Here is an 18,653-nt window from a genome sequence, read left to right as displayed (position 1 = left end):
ATGATGAAAAAATTGACACTTTTTTTAATAATAACAATCACAATAGTAAGCTGTTCTATAAACCGGAAAAATTATCCAACTTCTTTGAAAGGACAAAAATGGACTTGGGAAAGAACTTTTGACAGAGGAACTTCGGACGGAAAAGAATGGATTTTTACATCTGATACAAGTTTTATCGAAAAATCTTGGTATTCTGGTGGAGCGTATTGGACGAAGACCTTTTCTGGCAAATACTATTACGATGAAAAATCTAAGACTGTTTTTCTAAAGTATGAAAAAAATTCACAATTAAAATTCAGTAAATCATCAACTAAAAAAGCCGTTCAGCTTATTGAAACAAATAACAAATTGATGCCTAGATTTTATGATAATTGGAGACTAGAAAACAATCAATTGAAAACTTTAAATCATAAAGAAATACCAACTGATAGTTTGGTTATTTTTGATTTGAATGGGACTTTTAATTTCAAAATTGAAAAGGTAAAAAAATAGAATTACAAAAAAATGGTACAGCAAAAAACACCTATACAAAGATTTTACAATAGAAATCATTACCCAAGACAACAAAAAATTGGAGTGCAAACCAATCGAGTAATTAGACCATATACATTTACCAATAGATGTTTTTAGCTATCGTGGCTATTATTAATTTAAAGTTGAAAACACTCCAAAAAACATCAAATCCTATGCAATCAAAATATATTTTTCTTCCGTTGTTGTTCATTATTTTTGGTCTAAACGTTTATGGGCAACATAAAGAATTGGTTGTCAATACCCAAAAATTTCACATTGAAATTAAAAAAGGTAATACTTCCAATGTTTTTGATGAAGAAACAATTCATTTGTACAGAGGAAATCAGGAACTTCTTACGCATACAGTTTTTAAAGAAGAAGGAGATTGCAGTTCTATCAGTGTTGAATTGGGAACATACAAAACCACCGCAAACTCAATTATTTTTTATTCCTATTGGGCAACAGCAGACAGAATGCCCACTTTTGTAGTGCCTTTTGGTTTTAGAAAACAAATCTATTCCGTTGATAAAAATGGAAAACTCGCATTGGTAAAATCCGAAATTTATATGGAAGATTACCTCCAAAAAAATGCAGAAAATGAACGTATTTATCAACAAAATGAAGAATGGAAACACCTTGGATTGCCATTTCTACACGAAAAACCTAAAACTTCTTTTCAGCAATCCGCATTAAAAAATTATATAAAAAACATCGAAGAAAAATACCATTCCCGATTTGTTTCAGGAAAAGAAAAAAAATCCCTCGAAGCGGAAGTAAGACAAGCAATGAAAACAGAAATTGCAGAAAATACAAGCGATTGGATTCCGGGAGAAATCTATGGGAATGTGAAAAAATAATAAACAAAAACCATCAAAATGTCAAAATTAAAATCACTTTTTATTATAGCAACCATTCACATTTCATTTGGTGTGTATTCGCAAATTTCAATTCCGAAGCATTATCAAATTTTAGAAAAAAGTCCTGCCAATGGTAGAAAAATGGAAAAAATTACGCTCGATTTGGATAAGGATAACCAAAAAGATGTCGCATTGATAGTACAAAATACTTCAGAATTTGCAGATTATAAACTCCTTATTTATCTGTCGAGTCTCAATAAAACCTTTCAACTAAAACTCATTAACGAACACGATATGAATATTTATCCCGTTCAAATAAAATCCAAAAAAAATGTGTTGGAAGTGGGTTATTTTCTGGATGGGACTGCCGCATTCGGAAGATTTTTCAAATTAAGATTTGATGATATAAATATGAAAATGAGACTTATCGGTTATGATAGTGGCTATAGAGTTGGACCAGCTGAACATTGCAGTAAATCCTATAATTTACTTACAGGAGATTATGAAGTGAAAAATCAAAAATCAATTCCCAAAAACCACATCGAAACCTTTAAAGGAAAGAAAATTTACCCGCCTATTTACCTTGAAGACATCAATATTAAAACTTTAGAAAAATTAGATAAAATAGGGAGCGAATTCGAGCTTTAATACAATTTTAAAACACAAAACAATGAAAAAAATAACATCAATACTCATCATCATTTTTGCTGTACAAAGCAGTTTTGCTCAAAAACTTATCAAAGACATCGACTTTGATGCAAAAAAGACAGCATTTATGTAGATGAAAAAGAATCGCGAATTTTTTGTAGATTATCCACTCAAAATTTCAAAAAAATAAAAAGTCAACTAATTGAGACTTGAATTCAACTAATAATCTATCCAATCGTACTGCTGCTTTATGGATTATTTGCGTGGGGCGGTTATAAAATAATACGGAAATAGAAATTATTACCCTAAGAAAAATTCACAAAATCACCCCTCCTCTTTTCTTGCAAAGTAATTACTCATTATGGTAACAAAACTTATTATTGTGGCAGTGCTTACGGGCATTATTATTGCTGCAACTAAAGGCGATAAATTGTTTGAAAGTGCAAAACTTAAGCCCACAACATTATAGGTAAGTGCCAATACATAGCTCATTTTTATGGTTTTCATGGCGTTTTTGGCAAACTGTAAAAAATAGGGCAATTTAGTAAACGATTCTGCATCGAGTATGGCGTCGCTTGCGGGTGTAAAAACATTTACGTTTTCTGAAATCGATATACCAACATTGCTTTGTGCCAAGGCGCCGGCATCGTTCAAACCATCGCCAATCATTAATACATTATGATTATTTTCTTGCAATTTTTTAATAAATCGCAATTTATCATCGGGTTTTTGATTAAAAACAAGCTGCGTGTTTTTAGGCATTAAGCGCTCTAGCATGCGTTGTTCCCCATCATTATCGCCCGACAGCACAAAAAGTTGGTAGTTTTTGTTTTGCAATGATTGAAAAAGTGCCTCTAACCCTACTCTGTATTCATTTTCAAACACATAAAATCCTTTTATTTTGTCATTTATACTGATATAAACTTTTGTTTGATTGATGTCTAAAGCATCGGCTGCTCCTACCCAACTTGCTGAACCTATTTTTATGGTGTCATTTCTAAAAATGCCTTCAATCCCTTTTCCGGGAGTTTCCTTATAATTTTCAGGTTTTTCAATAGGTGTATCAGGTAAAATCATGTATAACCTTCTACTCAATGGGTGGTTAGATCCCCTAACAATATTTTTTATGGCCGTTAAATCATTTGTAGATAAATGTTCGCCAATAAACTGAATGTGTTGGTTGCTGTTTGATGTTAATGTGCCGGTTTTATCAAACACAATGGTATCAACCTTGGAAAGTTGTTCAATAACTGCTGTATTTTTTAGATACAATTTGCGCTTGCCCATCAACCGAATCACGTTTCCCCAAGTGTATGGAGCGGTTAATGCCAAGGCACATGGGCAAGCAACTATTAATACGGCGGTTAGTACGTTGAATGCGGCATTTAAACTAGTGAAGCTCCATACAAAAAAACCAATCAAGGCAATGGTAAGCAATGTGGGTGTGAAGATTCCACTGGCTTTATCGGTAATGGTTTGTATTTTTTGGGATACTTTTTTCTGAAATATATCATTGCTCCACAATTGGGTCAAATAGCTTTGCGAAACAGTATTAATTGCTTCAACAATCACGGCGTTTCCTACCTGCTTTCCGCCTGCATAAATTTTATCGCCCGACTTTTTTTCTAATGGAACAGCCTCGCCGGTAACAAAACTGTAATCAATAAAAGCGGTTTCAGACAATAAAATAGCATCTACCGGGATTAATTCTTCATTGCGAATCAACAATTGGTTTCCTTTTTCAATTTCATAAACCTGAATAGGACTTTCTTTTTCATTTTGTATTTTGGTTACTGCAATGGGGAAATACGATTTATAATCGCGCTCAAACGACAAAAAGTTATAGGTGGTTTGCTGGATCAATTTGCCCGAGAGCATGAAAAACACCAATCCGCACATACTGTCTAAAAATCCGGCGCCGTCTTGAAAAAAAATATCCACCAAACTGCGCACAAACATTACAATAATTCCCAATGCCATAGGAATATCAATATTGTATGCCTTGGTTTTAATGCTGTGGTATGCCGATTTATAATAAGGTGTGGCCGAATACAAGAAAACGGGTAATGCCAATAAAATATTAACGTATCTAAAAAAGCCCCGATATTGCTGCATCCATAAGTCATCTACATTAAAATATTCAGGAAATGAAAGCAACATTATATTTCCAAACCCAAAGAATGCAACCCCTATTTTATAAAGCAAACTGCGGTCGATTAATTTTGGTTGGGCGTCAAATTGTTCCAAACTTATATACGGTTCATAACCAATTGAAGCCAACAACAACACCAAATTTTTCAAAGAAATATTGTCGCTATTAAACGTGATGCTGACTTTTTTTTGTGAAAAAACCACTTGCGAATGGGTAATTGCTGGGTTTAAAGTATGCAGGTTCTCTAATATCCAAATGCACGAGCTGCAATGAATATGCGGAATATAGAGCCGAACAATGGTGGTTGTTCCTTCCTTAAAATCAATCAATTTATCGGCAATATCTGTATTGTCTAAATAATTGTATTTTGATGCAACATCTTTTGGAACCGCACCCGGATTTTGTTCAAAATCGTAGTAATCAGTAAGTCCGTTGCTTTCAAACAAGTCATAAACCGTTTGGCAACCTTTGCAGCAGAAATTTTTGTCGTTAAAAACAATCCCCTCATTTTCAACCACATCATTTCCACAATGATAACAATTCAACATTTTTTTTTGCTTTATACCTGTCACAAAATTGCAAAACCTGCTAGTCAAAAAAAATGATATTTATCATAATAATTGTATCTTTACAAAAACAACTTTCATGAGCAAATGTGAGCAATGTATCGTACGTGAATTAAGTTCTTTAAAAGCTTTATCAAAGAACGAATTGATTCATTTGGCGCAATGTAAAGACACCATCGAGATTAAAAAAGGTGATGTAATTTTTCAAGAAGGCGACACCGTGAATGGCGTGTATTGCATTAAAGAAGGAACATGTAAATTGGTGCGTATGGCATCAAACGGAAAAGATGCGATTTTAAAATTAATCACAAAAGGGGATTTATTGGGCCAAACTGCTATACTTACCCAAGAAAAAACCTCTTTAAGTGCTATTGCTGTTGAAGATATGCGCGTTTGTTTTATTCCCAAATCAGAAATTCTAGGATTTATTGATACCAACAAAAACTTTTCAAGAGAAGTGACCAAAGATGTGTGTAAAAATTTAAACTATGCCACCGATTTTGCATTAAACCACAACAGTAAAACCGTGAAAGAACGATTGGCTTTGGCTTTGTTGAGTATATTAGACTCAAGCGGTACCGATACAGAAGGCTTTTTAAACCTGCAATTAAGTCGCGATGAAATTGCAAGCATGGTGGGCACTGCCACTGAAAGTTGCATTCGCTTGTTGGCTGAACTAAAAAAAGAAGGCATTTTAGAGTTAAAGGGTAAAAAAATAAAAATAATAAAACCTACTTCACTAAAAAGTTTAGCAGAATAATTTTTGAAAGCTATTTAAAGTAAATGCTAATTTGTGTATTTTCGCAGTATGATGAATACAAATGACAAGGCATTTTTAACGCAGTTTTTAGAAACGCCCAAACAAATAGCAATTATACCACACCGCAATCCCGATGGCGATGCCTTGGGTTCGTGTTTAGGACTTTATCATGTTTTAAAACAGCTAAACCACACGGTGAAAGTACTTGCTCCAAACGAATTTCCCGAGTTTATATCGTGGCTACCGGCTACAAACGAAATACTTATCTTTGAAAAGAATTTTGATACTTGTGCCGCTTTTTTGCAGGGCAGTGATTTGGTCTTTACGCTCGATTTTAATGCACTGCACCGAGCTGGTGACCAAATGGGATCTTATCTAGAAAAATTACGAAAACCTTTTGTAATGATTGATCACCACCAAATGCCCGACAATTATGCGAAAGTTACGATTTCTGATACTTCTTTTGGTTCTACCTGCGAATTATTGTATCGTTTTCTTCAAGAATTAAATCTGCAAAAATACATCAATGTGAAAGTTGCAACTTGTATTTATACAGGAATTGTAACCGATTCAGGCTCTTTTAAATTTGTAAAAACCACTGGAGATACACACCGTGTGGTGGCAGAATTGATTGATTTAGGGGTTGATAACCCTAAAATACACAGTATGTTGTTTAACACTTCATCATACAATCAATTGCAATTGGTGGGTAGAGCGTTACAACAACTCAAAGTTTTGCCTAATCACAGCACGGCATACACATATTTAACCCAAGACGATTTAAACCAATTCCACTATAAAAAAGGAGATACCGAAGGTATTGTAAATTATGGTTTATCAATAAAAGGTATAGATTTTGCAGCTATTTTCATTGAAAATAAAGAAGAAGGAATGATTAAAATTTCATTTCGTTCAGAAGGAGAATTTGATGTAAACGAATTTGCTAGAACCTTTTTTAACGGCGGTGGACACATCAATGCGGCAGGCGGAAAATCGTTTATTTCATTACAAGAAACCATTTTAAAGTTTGAAACTATTATCAATGAAATCAACAAACAATAATATGAAAAAAGTACTATTTTGCTTTGCAGTAACCAGCTTGTTGTTTGCATGTAAACAGCCCGAACCTCGCAAACCGGTTAGTTACCGCTCTGGTACTTTCATAAAAGAATCGGTGCAGCGAAATAAAAATATCGTTCAAGACGAAGAAAAACTCATACAAAATTTAATAAAAAACGACTCTGCACATCATTACTATCAATCCGATTTAGGTTTTTGGTACAAATATGATGTGGCTGTCACCACAGATAGTTTGCTTCCCAAAAAAGGAGATATCGTAAAATTAGATTTTGAAATTTACGATATTAATAAACAATTAATTTATTCAAAAGAAGAAACTGCCCCAAAAGTATATGCAGTTGATAAACAAGAAATTATGGTAGGTCTGCGCCATGCCGTGAAATTAATGCACAAAGGCGAAACGGTTTCGTTTATCTTTCCATCACACATGGCTTATGGCTATTTGGGAGATAAAGAAAAAATTGGAACCAATGTGCCGCTGATTTGCAAAGTAACCCTTAATGATATAAAACCAGAATAAAAATGAAAAAACTGTTATTCGTTTTTGCGTTGATCTCTACGCAAGTTTTTGCTCAAACCAAGTTGACCGATGGTTTATACGCAAATTTTGTTACCAAAAAAGGAACCATCACCACACAATTGTTTTATAACGAAACACCACTCACAGTAGCCAATTTTGTGGCGTTGGCAGAAGGTACACACCCGCAAGTAAAATCGGAATATAAAGGCAAACCTTTTTATAACGGATTAAAATTTCATAGAGTAATTGCAAACTTTATGATTCAAGGTGGTGATCCAAAAGGCGATGGCTCGGGTGAACCAGGATATTTATTTGCCGATGAAATCGTTCCAACATTAAAACATGACGCACCTGGAGTTTTATCAATGGCCAATAGAGGCCCAGCTACTAATGGCTCTCAATTTTTTATCACACACGTTGCCACACCGCATTTAGATGGTCGCCATACGGTTTTCGGAAAAGTAGTAAACGGATTAGAAATTGTGAATGCCATTGAACAAAATGATGTGATTGACAAAGTGGAAATTGTTCGTGTGGGCAAAGACGCAAAAAAATTCAACGCTGTAAAAACATTTACTTCATCTTTAGAAAAAATTAAAAAAGAAGAAGAACTTAAGAAACAAAAAGCAGCAATTTTAAGAAAAGAAAATAAAACGCTTTTAGACAATTATCTTTCAAAAGCAACCGATTATCCTTCTGGAATTAAAATTTATGTAACAGAAAAAGGTGCAGGCATCAAACCAACCGAAGGAGAAAAAATTTCGTTTGATTATGCAGGATATTTAGCAGATGGAACATTGTTTGACACCGGAATTGAAGAATTGGCAATAAAACAAGACATTTTCAACCCGCAAAGAAAAGCAGCAAATGCATACAAACCCTTAGACTATACTTTTGGAAACAAAGGCGGTTTTATCGAAGGAATGACAGAAGGTTTGCTGCAGCTAAACAAAGGCGATAAAGCATATATCTTTATTCCCTCAAATTTAGGATATGGAGAACGTGCCATGGGGCCAATTCCCGCAAACTCCAATTTAGTTTTTTACGTTGATATCAAACCTTAATTCATAAATAATGAAAAAACTTTTTGCTTTGGCTGCTCTTGCAGCTACTCTATTTGTTTCGTGTAAAAAAGAAAACGAAACCAATCTACCAGAAGGATTGTATGCCGAAATTTATACCAATAAAGGAAAAATCGTGGCGCAATTAGAATATGAAAAAACCCCCTTAACAGTTGCAAACTTTGTAAGTTTAGCAGAAGGAAATAATCCATCTGTTGAAAATAAATTTAAAGGAAAACCATTTTACGATGGGTTAACGTTTCACCGCGTAATTGCCGATTTCATGATTCAAGGCGGCGATCCAAACGGAACGGGCGAAGGCGGTCCTGGTTATGTATTTGCCGATGAGTTTCACCCTGATTTAAAACATGATAAAGCGGGTATTTTATCAATGGCTAATGCCGGACCAACTACAAACGGTTCACAGTTTTTTATCACCCATGGTCCTACACCGCACTTAGATGGCATGCACAGTGTTTTTGGTCATGTAATTGAAGGGCAAAACATCGTAAACACTATTGCCCTAGGAGACAAAATAGAGCATATTGATATTGTTCGTTCGGGCGATAAGGCTAAAGCGTTTGATGCTCCAAAAGTTTTTAAAGAAAAACAAGCCGAAAATGAAAAAAAGCAAGAAGAGGCACTCAAAGCTAAAGAAGAAGCTATGAAAGCAACCGAAGGTGTTGCCAAAGAAATGGAAACTACGTTAAATACGGCGAAAGCTAAAGCAAAAACTACAGCTTCGGGCATATCGTATTATATCTTTGAAAAAGGAAACGGCGGAAAACCAAAACAAGGCGACAAAATTAATGTGGGCTATGCGGGTTATTTTGAAAATGGTCGTTTGTTTGATACTAGTTTTGAAACTACCGCTGCAAAATATAATATGGTAGATGCACAACGAAAAGCTGCCAACCAATACATTCCAATTCCATTTGTTGCCGGACAAAAAGATGGTTTAATCCCTGGATTTATCGAAGGTATTGACCAATTGAGTATTGGTGACAAAGCCTATATTTTTATTCCATCGCACTTAGCATACGGTGCCACAGGTGCTGGCGATGTAATTCCACCCAACACCAATTTAATTTTTGAACTGCATATCACAAAATAATAAAAAGAGGCTTTTGCCTCTTTTCCTTTTTATCTTTTCCCTAATCTATCCTACTAATAAAATGAGCAAATATTATTTAAAAACGTATTTTTCAGTTTGTTTTGCTGTAATAAGTCTATCAATTTCAGCCCAAACCACTTTTCAACAAAACAAACAATCCATCTATAAGGAGATCAGCAATGAGGTAGCAGAAAATCATCAGTTAGAACAACTAGCCTTTGAATTGTTAGATGTAATTGGGCCGCGTTTAGTGGGATCTCCTGAAATGGAACAAGCACACAATTGGGTGGTCAACACCTACAAAAAATGGAATATTGAAGCAGAAAATGTGCCGTATGGGGAATGGAAATCATGGCAACGTGGCACAACCGAAATTACAATGACTGCTCCAAGAGTAAAATCAATCGAAGGAATTCAACTAGCATGGAACGCCACTACCAAAAAACCGGTGGAAGCTGAAGTAGTTGCAATGCCCATCTTTCCATCGAAACTAGATTTTGAAAAATGGGCACATTCGGTTAAAGGAAAAATCGTTTTAATTGCTCCCTACCAAAAATCTGGCAGACCTGAAAATCAGTGGAAAGAACATGCCACTGAAGACGATTTTGCATCATACAAAAAAGAAAAAGAATATAAAAATTCACTTTGGAACAATAGCTTAAAAGCAACCGAAAAATCGATTCGGGAAATTGTAGAATATTTAGAAACAAAAGGAGCAGTTGGTTTTGTGCAATCCTATTTCACGGGCACTATGGGAAGCAATCGAATATTTTATAGTTTTTCTAAACACACGCCAATGGTAGATGTTAGCTTAGAAGATTATGGTTTGTTGCATCGTTTGGCTGTGAATGAGAAAAGTCCGATATTAAAAATCAACACCCAATCAAAAAAAATAGGAACAGCAAAAACATACAACACCATTGCTACTATTCCCGGAAAAACGAAACCAAATGAATATGTAATGCTATCGGCACATTTAGATTCTTGGGACGGAGCTCAAGGTGCAACCGATAACGGTACCGGTACTATTTTAATGATGGAAGTGGCACGTTTAATTAAAAAATATGCTCCGAATAACGACCGAACCATTGTAATTGGGCATTGGGGAAGCGAAGAACAAGGTTTAAATGGATCGCGCGCCTATGTGATGGACCACCCAAGCGAAGTGCAAAAAATAAAAGTACTTTTTAACCAAGACAGTGGCACGGGCAGAATAACCTATATCGGTGGTCAAGGATTTACACAAGCTTATAATTATCTGGGAACTTGGTTGCAAAATGTACCCGAAGAAAACAGAAAATATATTAAAACCGATTTTCCGGGAATGCCCCAAACTGGTGGAACAGATAACGCATCGTTTGTGGCAGCAGGTATTCCAGCATTTAATCTAGGTACACAAAATTGGGATTACGGACAATACACTTGGCACACCAACCGCGACACCTACGATAAAATTGTTTTTGAAGAAATGATGAAAAATGTTATTACTACAACCATATTAACTTTAGAAGCTGCAAATGATCCAAACGAAATTTCAAACGAAAAAAGAATTTTACCCGCAAATTCAGAATGGCCCACTCTAAAAGAAGCAAAGAGAAATTCTAGGGAGTATTAAATATAAGCTTCATAGATGGGGTAAATTGAGACTCTTTAAAATAATTTTCGCTAAAATAAAAAAGTCGGCATATTTCTATACCGACTTTAATAAATAATAATACTTTTAAGCCTCTTTTACCGTAAGTTCTTTTGCATTTTTAACTTGTTGGTTGGTTAAAGCAATATCAATCACCTCGGTCATTTTATCCACGTAATGGAACGTTAAACCTGTTAAATATTCGGGTTTTATCTGGTCGATATCGCGTTTATTTTCTTTGCACAAAATAATTTCTTTGATGCTTGCACGTTTTGCTGCCAGTATCTTTTCTTTGATACCACCCACTGGAAGTACTTTTCCGCGCAAAGTAATTTCACCGGTCATTGCTATATTTTTCTTTATTTTTCGTTGTGTGAAACTCGAAACCATTGATGTTAGCATGGCAATACCAGCCGAGGGGCCATCTTTTGGAGTGGCACCTTCTGGAACGTGTACGTGAATTTTGTATTTATCAAATATTTTTACATCAATTCCAAACAAATTGCTGTTCGATTTGATGTATTCTAGCGCAATCGTTGCCGATTCTTTCATTACATTACCCAAGTTTCCAGTCATGGTGAGTGTTCCTTTTCCTTCAGAAAGTATCGATTCAATAAACAGAATATCTCCTCCAACGCGGGTCCACGCCAAACCAGTTACCACACCGGCAACATCGTTTGTTTCGTATTTATCGTAATCAAATTTCGGAGCTCCTAAAATGGTAACTATATCTTCTTCAGTCAATTTTTCATTGTAAGCTTCTTCTAAAACAATCGATTTTGCTATAAATCGTGCAATATTTGCCACTTGTTTATCTAATTTACGAACTCCTGACTCGCGGGTGTATTTAGTTACGATAAATTCCATTACTTTTTTAGGAATAGTTACCGATTTTGATTCTAAACCATGTTCTTTTAATTGTTTTGGAAGTAAATGTTGCTTTAAAATTTCAATTTTTTCTTCTATGGTATAACCATTCATTTCGATTATTTCCATTCGATCCAATAAAGCTGGCTGAATAGTATTTAAACTGTTTGATGTTGCTATAAACATGACTTTCGACAAATCAAACCCCAATTCTAAAAAGTTGTCATAAAATTCTTTGTTTTGTTCTGGATCTAAAACTTCTAGCATCGCACTCGAAGGATCGCCTTGATGACTGCTTGAAAGTTTATCAATTTCATCTAAAACAAACACCGGATTTGATGTTTTTGCTTTTTTGATAGATTGAATAATGCGTCCGGGCATGGCACCAATATAGGTTTTTCGATGGCCTCGAATTTCGGCTTCATCTCGAAGACCACCTAGCGAAATACGAACATATTCACGCCCTAAAGCTGTTGCGATTGATTTACCTATTGATGTTTTACCCACACCAGGCGGTCCGTATAAACACAAAATTGGCGATTTCATATCGTTTCGAAGCTTTAAAACAGCCATGTGTTCTAGCACGCGACGTTTTACATCTTCTAAACCGTAGTGGTCTTTATCTAAAATTTTCTTGGCATTTTTAAGGTCAAATTTGTCTTTTGTATATTCATTCCAAGGCAGTTCCAGCAAAAGTTCCAAATAATTTCTTTGGATAGAAAACTCGGCAACCTGCGGATTCATGCGTTGCATTTTACTCAACTCCTTATCAAAATGTTCTTGAATTTTAGCATCCCATTTTTTTGCCTTTGCTTTTGCACGCATTTCTTCGAGTTCCTGCTCGTGTGAAACGCCACCTAACTCTTCTTGAATGGTTTTTATTTGCTGATTTAAGAAATACTCCTTTTGCTGTTGATCTAAATCTACGCGAACTTTGGTTTGAATATCATTTTTCAAATTTAGTTTTTGCAACTCCAGATTCATGCGTCGCAGCGTTTCCAAAGCACGTTCTTTTAGGTTGTTGTTTTCTAAAAGCGCTTGTTTATCGGCCACATCAAGGTTTAGATTAGATGCCACAAAATTCACCAAAAACGAATTGCTTTCAATATTTTTAATAGCAAAAGCAGCTTCAGATGGAATACTTGGGTTTTCGCGGATGATTTCTTGGGCAGTTTCTTTTATAGATTCAATAATCGCATGAAATTCTATATCGTTTGTTTCGGGCTTTATTTCCAAAACATCTTTCGTGCTGGCTTTAATGTAAGGATTCTCTTGCAAAACTGTATCAATAGCAAAATTCTTTTTACCCTGCAAAATCACTGTGATGTTTCCATCGGGCAATTTTAAGGTTTTTAAAATTTTTGCAACCGTTCCAAAACGATAAATTTCGTTTCCGGTTGGAACTTCAACCGATTCGTTTAACTGAGCCACCACACCAATTGTTCGGTCGCCCGCCAACGCATCATTAATAAGTTTTATTGATTTATCGCGACCAGCAGTTATCGGAATTACTACCCCTGGAAACAAAACCATGTTTCGCAATGGTAGAATACTAAGCTCTGCGGGGATTTCTTCTTTGTTCATTGCCTCTTCATCTTCTTGAGAAAACAAAGGAATAAATTCTGCATTTGAATCTAAGTCTTGAAGTGACAAATTGTCTAATGATATAATTTTTTCTTGTGCCATAAATATTTTATAAGTCAAAATGTCATTATTTTACCATAATAACATTTTAAAACATGTTGTTTACTGTATTTTAAATATATCAAGTAAATGTTTCAATATTTATGCCAATAAAAAAACGCCTTACAAATTGTAAGACGTTTTGTTTTATTCATATCTCAAATAGTTGAAAGATCCTGTTGTTAGTCTTTGTGGATCGAAAGGAGTTCCTTCCTCTGGAAACAAAATCAATTCAAAATTCCCATTCAAATATTTTGCGTTTGAGTTTACTCTAGTTATGTTGGAATAGCCCGCATTTTGATTCTCATCGGCATTGTCAGTTAAATATTCTACCCATACCTTTTGCATCACACCTTCATCATCGGCTACATACTCTTGAATCAATAACCTTGCATCACAAACTAGATTACTCGGATTTTCAACACTTAACTGTGTGGGAAAGTTTCCAACAACTAAACTATTATAGTTAATATATAGATAAGCAGGTCTATATCTGGTTTCAGGGTTCGAAGTATCCTCCTCATTCACCAATGATAATTTTGCTGTAATGGTCATGCCTCCGTTTGGAAAACCAACAGAAACATCGTCAGAAGTTACAGTTTGTTTACCGTTTAAGTTAAAACTAAATAGTGTTTTACCTGTTAAGGTGTCGTCATTTAACGTTTCATCAATAGGTTCTGTTTCACAAGATGCAAATCCAGCTGCTAAAACTACCGATGCCAAAATATATTTTAATTTTCTCATAAGAATTACTAAGAATGTTAAATTTATCCAAATATAAAATTATTTTTTTTACATACGAAAGTATTTTTAAAAATATTATTTTTTTTAACTTATACGTTCCTTTTTTGCTGTTTTTATTAATAGAAATATACCTACTGCAAAGAATACAATTAAAAATAAGATGGCATTTTGCATTTTTCCAGTTATTTGAGCTATTATTCCATAAAATAGCATTCCTATTACTATTCCAATTTTTTCGGTAACATCATAGAAACTAAAAAAAGAGGTGGTGTCGGTGGTATTTTCTGGCAACAATTTAGAATAGGTAGAACGCGACAGGGATTGAATACCTCCCATAACCATTCCAACCATTGCTGCAACAATATAAAAACTTATTGGTTTTACAACGAAATAGGCACAAATACAGATAAAAATCCATGCTGTGTTTATAATTATCAAGGCTTTTAGATTGCCTATTTTTTTTGATAATCTTGAAGTTAAAATAGCTCCAATCACAGCTATTATTTGAATGAGCAGAATACTGATAATAAGCCCCATTTGTCGCTGATCATCACTTTCCCATTGCACTTCTTTTTCACCAAAATAGGCCGCGATTATCATTACAGTTTGTACGGCCATACTGTAAACAAAAAAAGCAAATAAATATCCTTTTAAAACAGGATATTGCTTTAATTCTTTATAAATTTTCTTTAATTCTTTAAAACCTGAGAAGAATGCTTGTGTACTTATTTTCTTTGAATTCCTGAAGTTTGGTAATAATCTGTAAGATATCTGACTGAATCCTAACCACCAAATTCCGACCAATACAAAGGAGCATTTCATTGCCTGCATAGGTCCATCAAAACCAAATAATTCACTTTTCATAACCATTGCTAAATTGATAATCAGCAATATCACTGATCCAATATATCCCAATGAATATCCTTTGGCAGAAACAGCATCTTGTTGTTCAGGAAAAGCAATATCGGGCAGGTATGAATTGTAAAAAACCAAACTTCCCCAGAAACCTATCAACGCCATCATATAAAAGAACAGACTTATATATAGGTTGTTTAAATCGAAAAAATAAAGCATCATACAGGAAATAGCGCCTATAAAACAAAATAATTTCAAAAAAAACTTTTTGTTCCCTAAATAATCAGCAACACCTGATAGCAAAGGCGAAATAAAAGCTATTATTAAAAATCCAATAGCTGTAACATAACTTATTATGGATTCGCTAGGTGTTTCGATGCCAAAAAACGAGGTGGATGTTTTGCCTTCTATCCTAAATAACGCGCCATAAAACAACGGAAAAATGGAAGAAGAAATCACCAAGGCATATACTGAATTTGCCCAATCGTAAAAGGCCCATGCGTTTAGAACCTTTTTGTCGCCTTTTATAAATGTTTTCATAAAGATAAAAAGGCAGCTTTTAAACTGCCTTTATAAAATTAATATTTTTTACCAAATTTAGCGGCTTCTGCCTTTGCCACAGGTATTAATTTTTGAATATTAGAAATACGGGTTTTATCGCTTGGGTGCGTACTTAATATTTCAGGGGTACTACTGCCTCCTTGTGCAGACATTCTTTGCCAGAATGAAATGGCGTTATCAGGATTGTATCCAGCAATTGCCATTAATATCAAACCAATTCGATCTGCTTCTGATTCGTGTTTGCGGCTAAAAGGCATCATTCCAAGCACGTTGCTACCAGCGCCATAAGCTGCCATTGCCCTTTGCTGAGCTTCATTACTCATTTCACTAGTTCCAACAGCAACTCCTGCTCCTACTAACTGTTGCAAAAGTCCTGCACTCATACGCTGCTGTCCGTGATTTGCCAAAGCGTGTGCTACTTCGTGTCCCATAACGGTTGCCAAGCCTGCCTCACCTTGAGCTACTTTCATTAAACCTGAATAAACCACAATTTTTCCACCAGGCATACACCATGCATTCACAGCGTTGTCTTGTACTAGTTTATATTCCCATTTGTAATCTTTCAAATAATTTGAATATCCGTTTGCTTTTAACCATTGTTCGGATGCGTTTTTAATTTTCTCGCCAACGCGTTGCACCATTTGTGCGTCGCTGGTTCCTGTTACCACTTTATTCTCTTTTAAAAAGGCAGAATATTGCTGAAACGAAGATGCAAACAACGAACTGTCTGGAACAAAAGCCATTGTTTTCTTTCCTGTAAACGGATTTGTAGCACATGAAAGCACAAGCGCTGCACAAACAGATAGTACTAATACTTTTTTCATAGTAATAAATTTTTAATCAATTAATTTTTTCTAAAAATATAAAATATTCCCAAGAATACCTTTTAACTTTGTGTGTAAATTTATGAAATCATGGTGAAAAAACAAGCAAAAGTTTTAGAAGTTCCGGGCTATATAAAAAACACCTCTCGGATTTTAAGCAAATTGAACAAAAAATTAGCTGCAGCTTTTGCTTTAAGGCTTTTTGAAACTCCTATAAAACACAAATTGCCAAAACGTGAACAAAAAATGTTCGAAGCTTCGCATAAATCCAAACTATTATTACCCGAAAGCAAAAAAGAGGTGGTGGTTTATGAGAATAAATTCGGATCGAAAAAGGTATTATTGGTTCACGGTTGGAACGGCCGAGGCACGCAATTGGTATCTATAGCAAAAGCGTTTAAAGAATTGAATTATACCATTATTAGTTTCGATGCTCCCGGACACGGTAAAAGCATTAAAACCACAGCCAATATGAAACATTTTATTGAAACAATTTTTTTATTGGATAAAAAATACAATGGTTTTGACGCAATCATCGGTCACTCTTTAGGAGGAATGAGCGTTATTAATTGTTTAGGGAGAGGCCTACAAACAAACAAAGCAGTAATCATTGGTAGCGGAAACAGAACAAAAGACATTACGAATGACTTTTTAGACACCATTGGAATGAGCAGAAAAATAACACCACATTTGATTCACCTTTTTGAACAAAAATACAATGATAAGATGATGCATTATGATGTGGAGCAACATACTGAAAAGGTAGCAACGCCGGTGCTGGTAATTCACGATAAAAATGATAAAGATGTGCCTTTCACCGCAGCAGAAACCATACACCAAACACTACCTAACAGCGAATTAATGATTACTAATGGATTAGGACACCGAAAAATTTTAGGAGATGAAGCAGTTATTCAAAAAATCGTACAATTTGTTACCCTTTAAAATATTTTGGGTATTTTTATGTGTACAACTAATAAGTTGCAAAGAACATCATGCAACTGCCCAACCCCAAACAACAAAAGCTATGACAGAACAAAATTGGAAAGAAAAATTAACTCCCGAAGAGTATTACATTTTGCGTGAGAAAGGCACAGAACGACCTTTTAGTGGAAAATACAATGATTTTTTTGAAAAAGGAACGTATGTTTGCGCTGCATGTGGCCACAAACTATTTGATTCAAATACAAAATACAACTCTTCATGTGGTTGGCCCTCTTTTGACCAAGCAATAGAAGGATCAGTAATTTATACCAAAGATACTTCGCACGGAATGATACGAACTGAAGTTACTTGTGCAAACTGTGACGGTCATTTAGGACACGTTTTCGATGACGGACCGCAAGAAACCACCGGAACACGTTATTGTATGAACTCTGTTTCACTAAAGTTTATTCCTGATGAAAATTAATACATCAATTTCACTTCTTTTAAATTATAATAGTGTAAACCGTCATCTTCGCGCAAAACCACCAATTGCCCTTGGCGGTTTACGCCCTTTATTATTCCATTAAAAACAATTCCTTCTTGGTCTTGAAAACTACAAACACACTCTTTTTTAAAAAGATACTCATGAAAAAACGTCCATTGATTTTCTTCTTCGCCTTTTAAATTATTTGCGAAAAACGCTAAAAAAAATAGAATTTTTTGAAGCAACTCTTCCCTATTGAGCTTTATGCCAAATTGTTTAAAAACAGATGATGCGTTTGGAAAATCAGTAAAATCAGTTTGTTCTAAATTAATTCCGATTCCAACAATCGAAGAAAATCTACCATCTGTTTGAATGGAATTTTCTATTAAAATACCGGCAATTTTTTTATTTCCTGCCAAAATGTCGTTTGGCCATTTAATCGATATATCTTTCAAATTAAAAAAATGCAAGGCTTTTACAACCGCATTTGCAACCATTACATTCCATGTAAACAAATGATCAATCAATAAAAAATCTGCACTCACATACGCGCTAAATGTTAGGTTTTTAGCACCTTCAGTCACCCACGATGCGCCCATTTGACCTTTTCCCTTTGTTTGAATATCTGCCCAAACAACCGTAAAGTCATCAATTTTTGAAGCAACTGACAACTGTTTTAAAAAATCGTTTGTAGAAGATATGGCACTGAGTTTGATTAAATGCATTATATATAGTATCTTTAAGACAAAAATAACTTTTTAAGACGATACTATTTTGATAAATTTGCAATAATTAAGTACAAAA

The 18,653-nt window shown here is 34.7% G+C and carries 17 protein-coding genes; 11 read left to right on the top strand and 6 right to left on the bottom strand.

Features of this window, described 5'->3' with window-relative positions; genetic code table 11:
- Window positions 1-3 precede the first annotated feature (3 nt).
- From MG290_RS14305 to MG290_RS14295, 3 genes are all read left to right on the top strand, one after another.
- Window positions 4-492 (top strand): hypothetical protein, encoded by a 489-nt coding sequence (locus MG290_RS14305; RefSeq protein ID WP_272585771.1) that lies wholly within the window; start codon window positions 4-6, stop codon window positions 490-492.
- Between the two features lie 194 nt (window positions 493-686).
- The gene (locus tag MG290_RS14300; RefSeq protein WP_264561895.1) at window positions 687-1,370 is read left to right on the top strand and encodes a hypothetical protein; all 684 of its coding nucleotides are present in this window, start codon (window positions 687-689) and stop codon (window positions 1,368-1,370) included.
- Window positions 1,371-1,388: 18 nt separating this feature from the next.
- The gene (locus tag MG290_RS14295) at window positions 1,389-2,018 is read left to right on the top strand and encodes a hypothetical protein (RefSeq protein WP_264561894.1); all 630 of its coding nucleotides are present in this window, start codon (window positions 1,389-1,391) and stop codon (window positions 2,016-2,018) included.
- A 324-nt stretch (window positions 2,019-2,342) separates the two neighbouring features.
- On the opposite strand, the gene MG290_RS14290 is transcribed toward MG290_RS14295, so the two are convergent.
- On the bottom strand, window positions 2,343-4,718 hold the full coding sequence (locus MG290_RS14290; RefSeq protein WP_264561893.1) for a heavy metal translocating P-type ATPase metal-binding domain-containing protein: 2,376 nt from the start codon (window positions 4,716-4,718) through the stop codon (window positions 2,343-2,345).
- Window positions 4,719-4,815: 97 nt separating this feature from the next.
- Between MG290_RS14290 and MG290_RS14285 the strand changes: the two genes are divergently transcribed.
- The 6 genes from MG290_RS14285 to MG290_RS14260 all read left to right on the top strand — a co-directional run bounded on the left by MG290_RS14285 (window position 4,816) and on the right by MG290_RS14260 (window position 10,886).
- Window positions 4,816-5,496 (top strand): Crp/Fnr family transcriptional regulator, encoded by a 681-nt coding sequence (locus tag MG290_RS14285; RefSeq protein WP_264561892.1) that lies wholly within the window; start codon window positions 4,816-4,818, stop codon window positions 5,494-5,496.
- Between the two features lie 48 nt (window positions 5,497-5,544).
- A complete protein-coding gene (locus MG290_RS14280; RefSeq protein ID WP_264561891.1) occupies window positions 5,545-6,558 on the top strand; it encodes a DHH family phosphoesterase in 1,014 nt (337 codons plus the stop codon).
- 1 nt (window position 6,559) lies between these two features.
- The gene (gldI, locus tag MG290_RS14275; protein WP_264561890.1) at window positions 6,560-7,096 is read left to right on the top strand and encodes a gliding motility-associated peptidyl-prolyl isomerase GldI; all 537 of its coding nucleotides are present in this window, start codon (window positions 6,560-6,562) and stop codon (window positions 7,094-7,096) included.
- 2 nt (window positions 7,097-7,098) lie between these two features.
- Window positions 7,099-8,160 (top strand): peptidylprolyl isomerase, encoded by a 1,062-nt coding sequence (locus tag MG290_RS14270; RefSeq protein ID WP_272585770.1) that lies wholly within the window; start codon window positions 7,099-7,101, stop codon window positions 8,158-8,160.
- Between the two features lie 10 nt (window positions 8,161-8,170).
- Window positions 8,171-9,271, top strand: coding sequence for a peptidylprolyl isomerase (locus MG290_RS14265; RefSeq protein ID WP_264561889.1), 1,101 nt, complete (start codon window positions 8,171-8,173; stop codon window positions 9,269-9,271).
- Between the two features lie 61 nt (window positions 9,272-9,332).
- Window positions 9,333-10,886 (top strand): M28 family peptidase, encoded by a 1,554-nt coding sequence (locus MG290_RS14260; protein WP_264561888.1) that lies wholly within the window; start codon window positions 9,333-9,335, stop codon window positions 10,884-10,886.
- Between the two features lie 105 nt (window positions 10,887-10,991).
- Here the strand turns inward: MG290_RS14260 and lon are convergent, their stop codons facing one another.
- From lon to MG290_RS14240, 4 genes are all read right to left on the bottom strand, one after another.
- Complete coding sequence (gene lon / locus MG290_RS14255) at window positions 10,992-13,457, bottom strand: endopeptidase La (protein ID WP_264561887.1); 2,466 nt, start codon at window positions 13,455-13,457, stop codon at window positions 10,992-10,994.
- Between the two features lie 144 nt (window positions 13,458-13,601).
- Window positions 13,602-14,198, bottom strand: a complete 597-nt coding sequence (locus MG290_RS14250) for a hypothetical protein (RefSeq protein ID WP_264561886.1) — start codon at window positions 14,196-14,198, stop codon at window positions 13,602-13,604.
- 84 nt (window positions 14,199-14,282) lie between these two features.
- On the bottom strand, window positions 14,283-15,593 hold the full coding sequence (locus MG290_RS14245; RefSeq protein ID WP_264561885.1) for an MFS transporter: 1,311 nt from the start codon (window positions 15,591-15,593) through the stop codon (window positions 14,283-14,285).
- Window positions 15,594-15,631: 38 nt separating this feature from the next.
- Window positions 15,632-16,438: a M48 family metallopeptidase gene (locus tag MG290_RS14240; protein ID WP_264561884.1), complete on the bottom strand. Its 807-nt coding sequence runs from the start codon at window positions 16,436-16,438 to the stop codon at window positions 15,632-15,634.
- Window positions 16,439-16,528: 90 nt separating this feature from the next.
- Between MG290_RS14240 and MG290_RS14235 the strand changes: the two genes are divergently transcribed.
- Both MG290_RS14235 and msrB read left to right on the top strand, forming a co-directional pair.
- Window positions 16,529-17,383, top strand: coding sequence for an alpha/beta fold hydrolase (locus MG290_RS14235; protein WP_264561883.1), 855 nt, complete (start codon window positions 16,529-16,531; stop codon window positions 17,381-17,383).
- 82 nt (window positions 17,384-17,465) lie between these two features.
- Window positions 17,466-17,849, top strand: a complete 384-nt coding sequence (gene msrB / locus MG290_RS14230; RefSeq protein WP_264561882.1) for a peptide-methionine (R)-S-oxide reductase MsrB — start codon at window positions 17,466-17,468, stop codon at window positions 17,847-17,849.
- On the opposite strand, the gene MG290_RS14225 is transcribed toward msrB, so the two are convergent.
- On the bottom strand, window positions 17,846-18,574 hold the full coding sequence (locus MG290_RS14225; protein ID WP_264561881.1) for a biotin--[acetyl-CoA-carboxylase] ligase: 729 nt from the start codon (window positions 18,572-18,574) through the stop codon (window positions 17,846-17,848). The two genes, msrB and MG290_RS14225, sit on opposite strands and share 4 nt — an antisense overlap.
- Between the last annotated feature and the right edge of the window lie 79 nt (window positions 18,575-18,653).

Origin of the sequence: Flavobacterium sp. CBA20B-1, assembly GCF_028473145.1 — a bacterium.
In the GTDB taxonomy this organism is placed as follows: domain Bacteria; phylum Bacteroidota; class Bacteroidia; order Flavobacteriales; family Flavobacteriaceae; genus Flavobacterium.
Note: the sequence above shows the minus strand (reverse complement) of the source record. Positions and strands in the feature narration are given on the sequence as shown.

Coding starts and splice junctions, on each gene's coding strand:
- MG290_RS14305 (WP_272585771.1), top strand. CDS start 4: ATGAAAAAATTGACACTTTTTTTAATAATAACAATCACAATAGTAAGC.
- MG290_RS14300 (WP_264561895.1), top strand. CDS start 687: ATGCAATCAAAATATATTTTTCTTCCGTTGTTGTTCATTATTTTTGGT.
- MG290_RS14295 (WP_264561894.1), top strand. CDS start 1,389: ATGTCAAAATTAAAATCACTTTTTATTATAGCAACCATTCACATTTCA.
- MG290_RS14290 (WP_264561893.1), bottom strand. CDS start 4,718: ATGTTGAATTGTTATCATTGTGGAAATGATGTGGTTGAAAATGAGGGG.
- MG290_RS14285 (WP_264561892.1), top strand. CDS start 4,816: ATGAGCAAATGTGAGCAATGTATCGTACGTGAATTAAGTTCTTTAAAA.
- MG290_RS14280 (WP_264561891.1), top strand. CDS start 5,545: ATGATGAATACAAATGACAAGGCATTTTTAACGCAGTTTTTAGAAACG.
- gldI (WP_264561890.1), top strand. CDS start 6,560: ATGAAAAAAGTACTATTTTGCTTTGCAGTAACCAGCTTGTTGTTTGCA.
- MG290_RS14270 (WP_272585770.1), top strand. CDS start 7,099: ATGAAAAAACTGTTATTCGTTTTTGCGTTGATCTCTACGCAAGTTTTT.
- MG290_RS14265 (WP_264561889.1), top strand. CDS start 8,171: ATGAAAAAACTTTTTGCTTTGGCTGCTCTTGCAGCTACTCTATTTGTT.
- MG290_RS14260 (WP_264561888.1), top strand. CDS start 9,333: ATGAGCAAATATTATTTAAAAACGTATTTTTCAGTTTGTTTTGCTGTA.
- lon (WP_264561887.1), bottom strand. CDS start 13,457: ATGGCACAAGAAAAAATTATATCATTAGACAATTTGTCACTTCAAGAC.
- MG290_RS14250 (WP_264561886.1), bottom strand. CDS start 14,198: ATGAGAAAATTAAAATATATTTTGGCATCGGTAGTTTTAGCAGCTGGA.
- MG290_RS14245 (WP_264561885.1), bottom strand. CDS start 15,593: ATGAAAACATTTATAAAAGGCGACAAAAAGGTTCTAAACGCATGGGCC.
- MG290_RS14240 (WP_264561884.1), bottom strand. CDS start 16,438: ATGAAAAAAGTATTAGTACTATCTGTTTGTGCAGCGCTTGTGCTTTCA.
- MG290_RS14235 (WP_264561883.1), top strand. CDS start 16,529: ATGGTGAAAAAACAAGCAAAAGTTTTAGAAGTTCCGGGCTATATAAAA.
- msrB (WP_264561882.1), top strand. CDS start 17,466: ATGACAGAACAAAATTGGAAAGAAAAATTAACTCCCGAAGAGTATTAC.
- MG290_RS14225 (WP_264561881.1), bottom strand. CDS start 18,574: ATGCATTTAATCAAACTCAGTGCCATATCTTCTACAAACGATTTTTTA.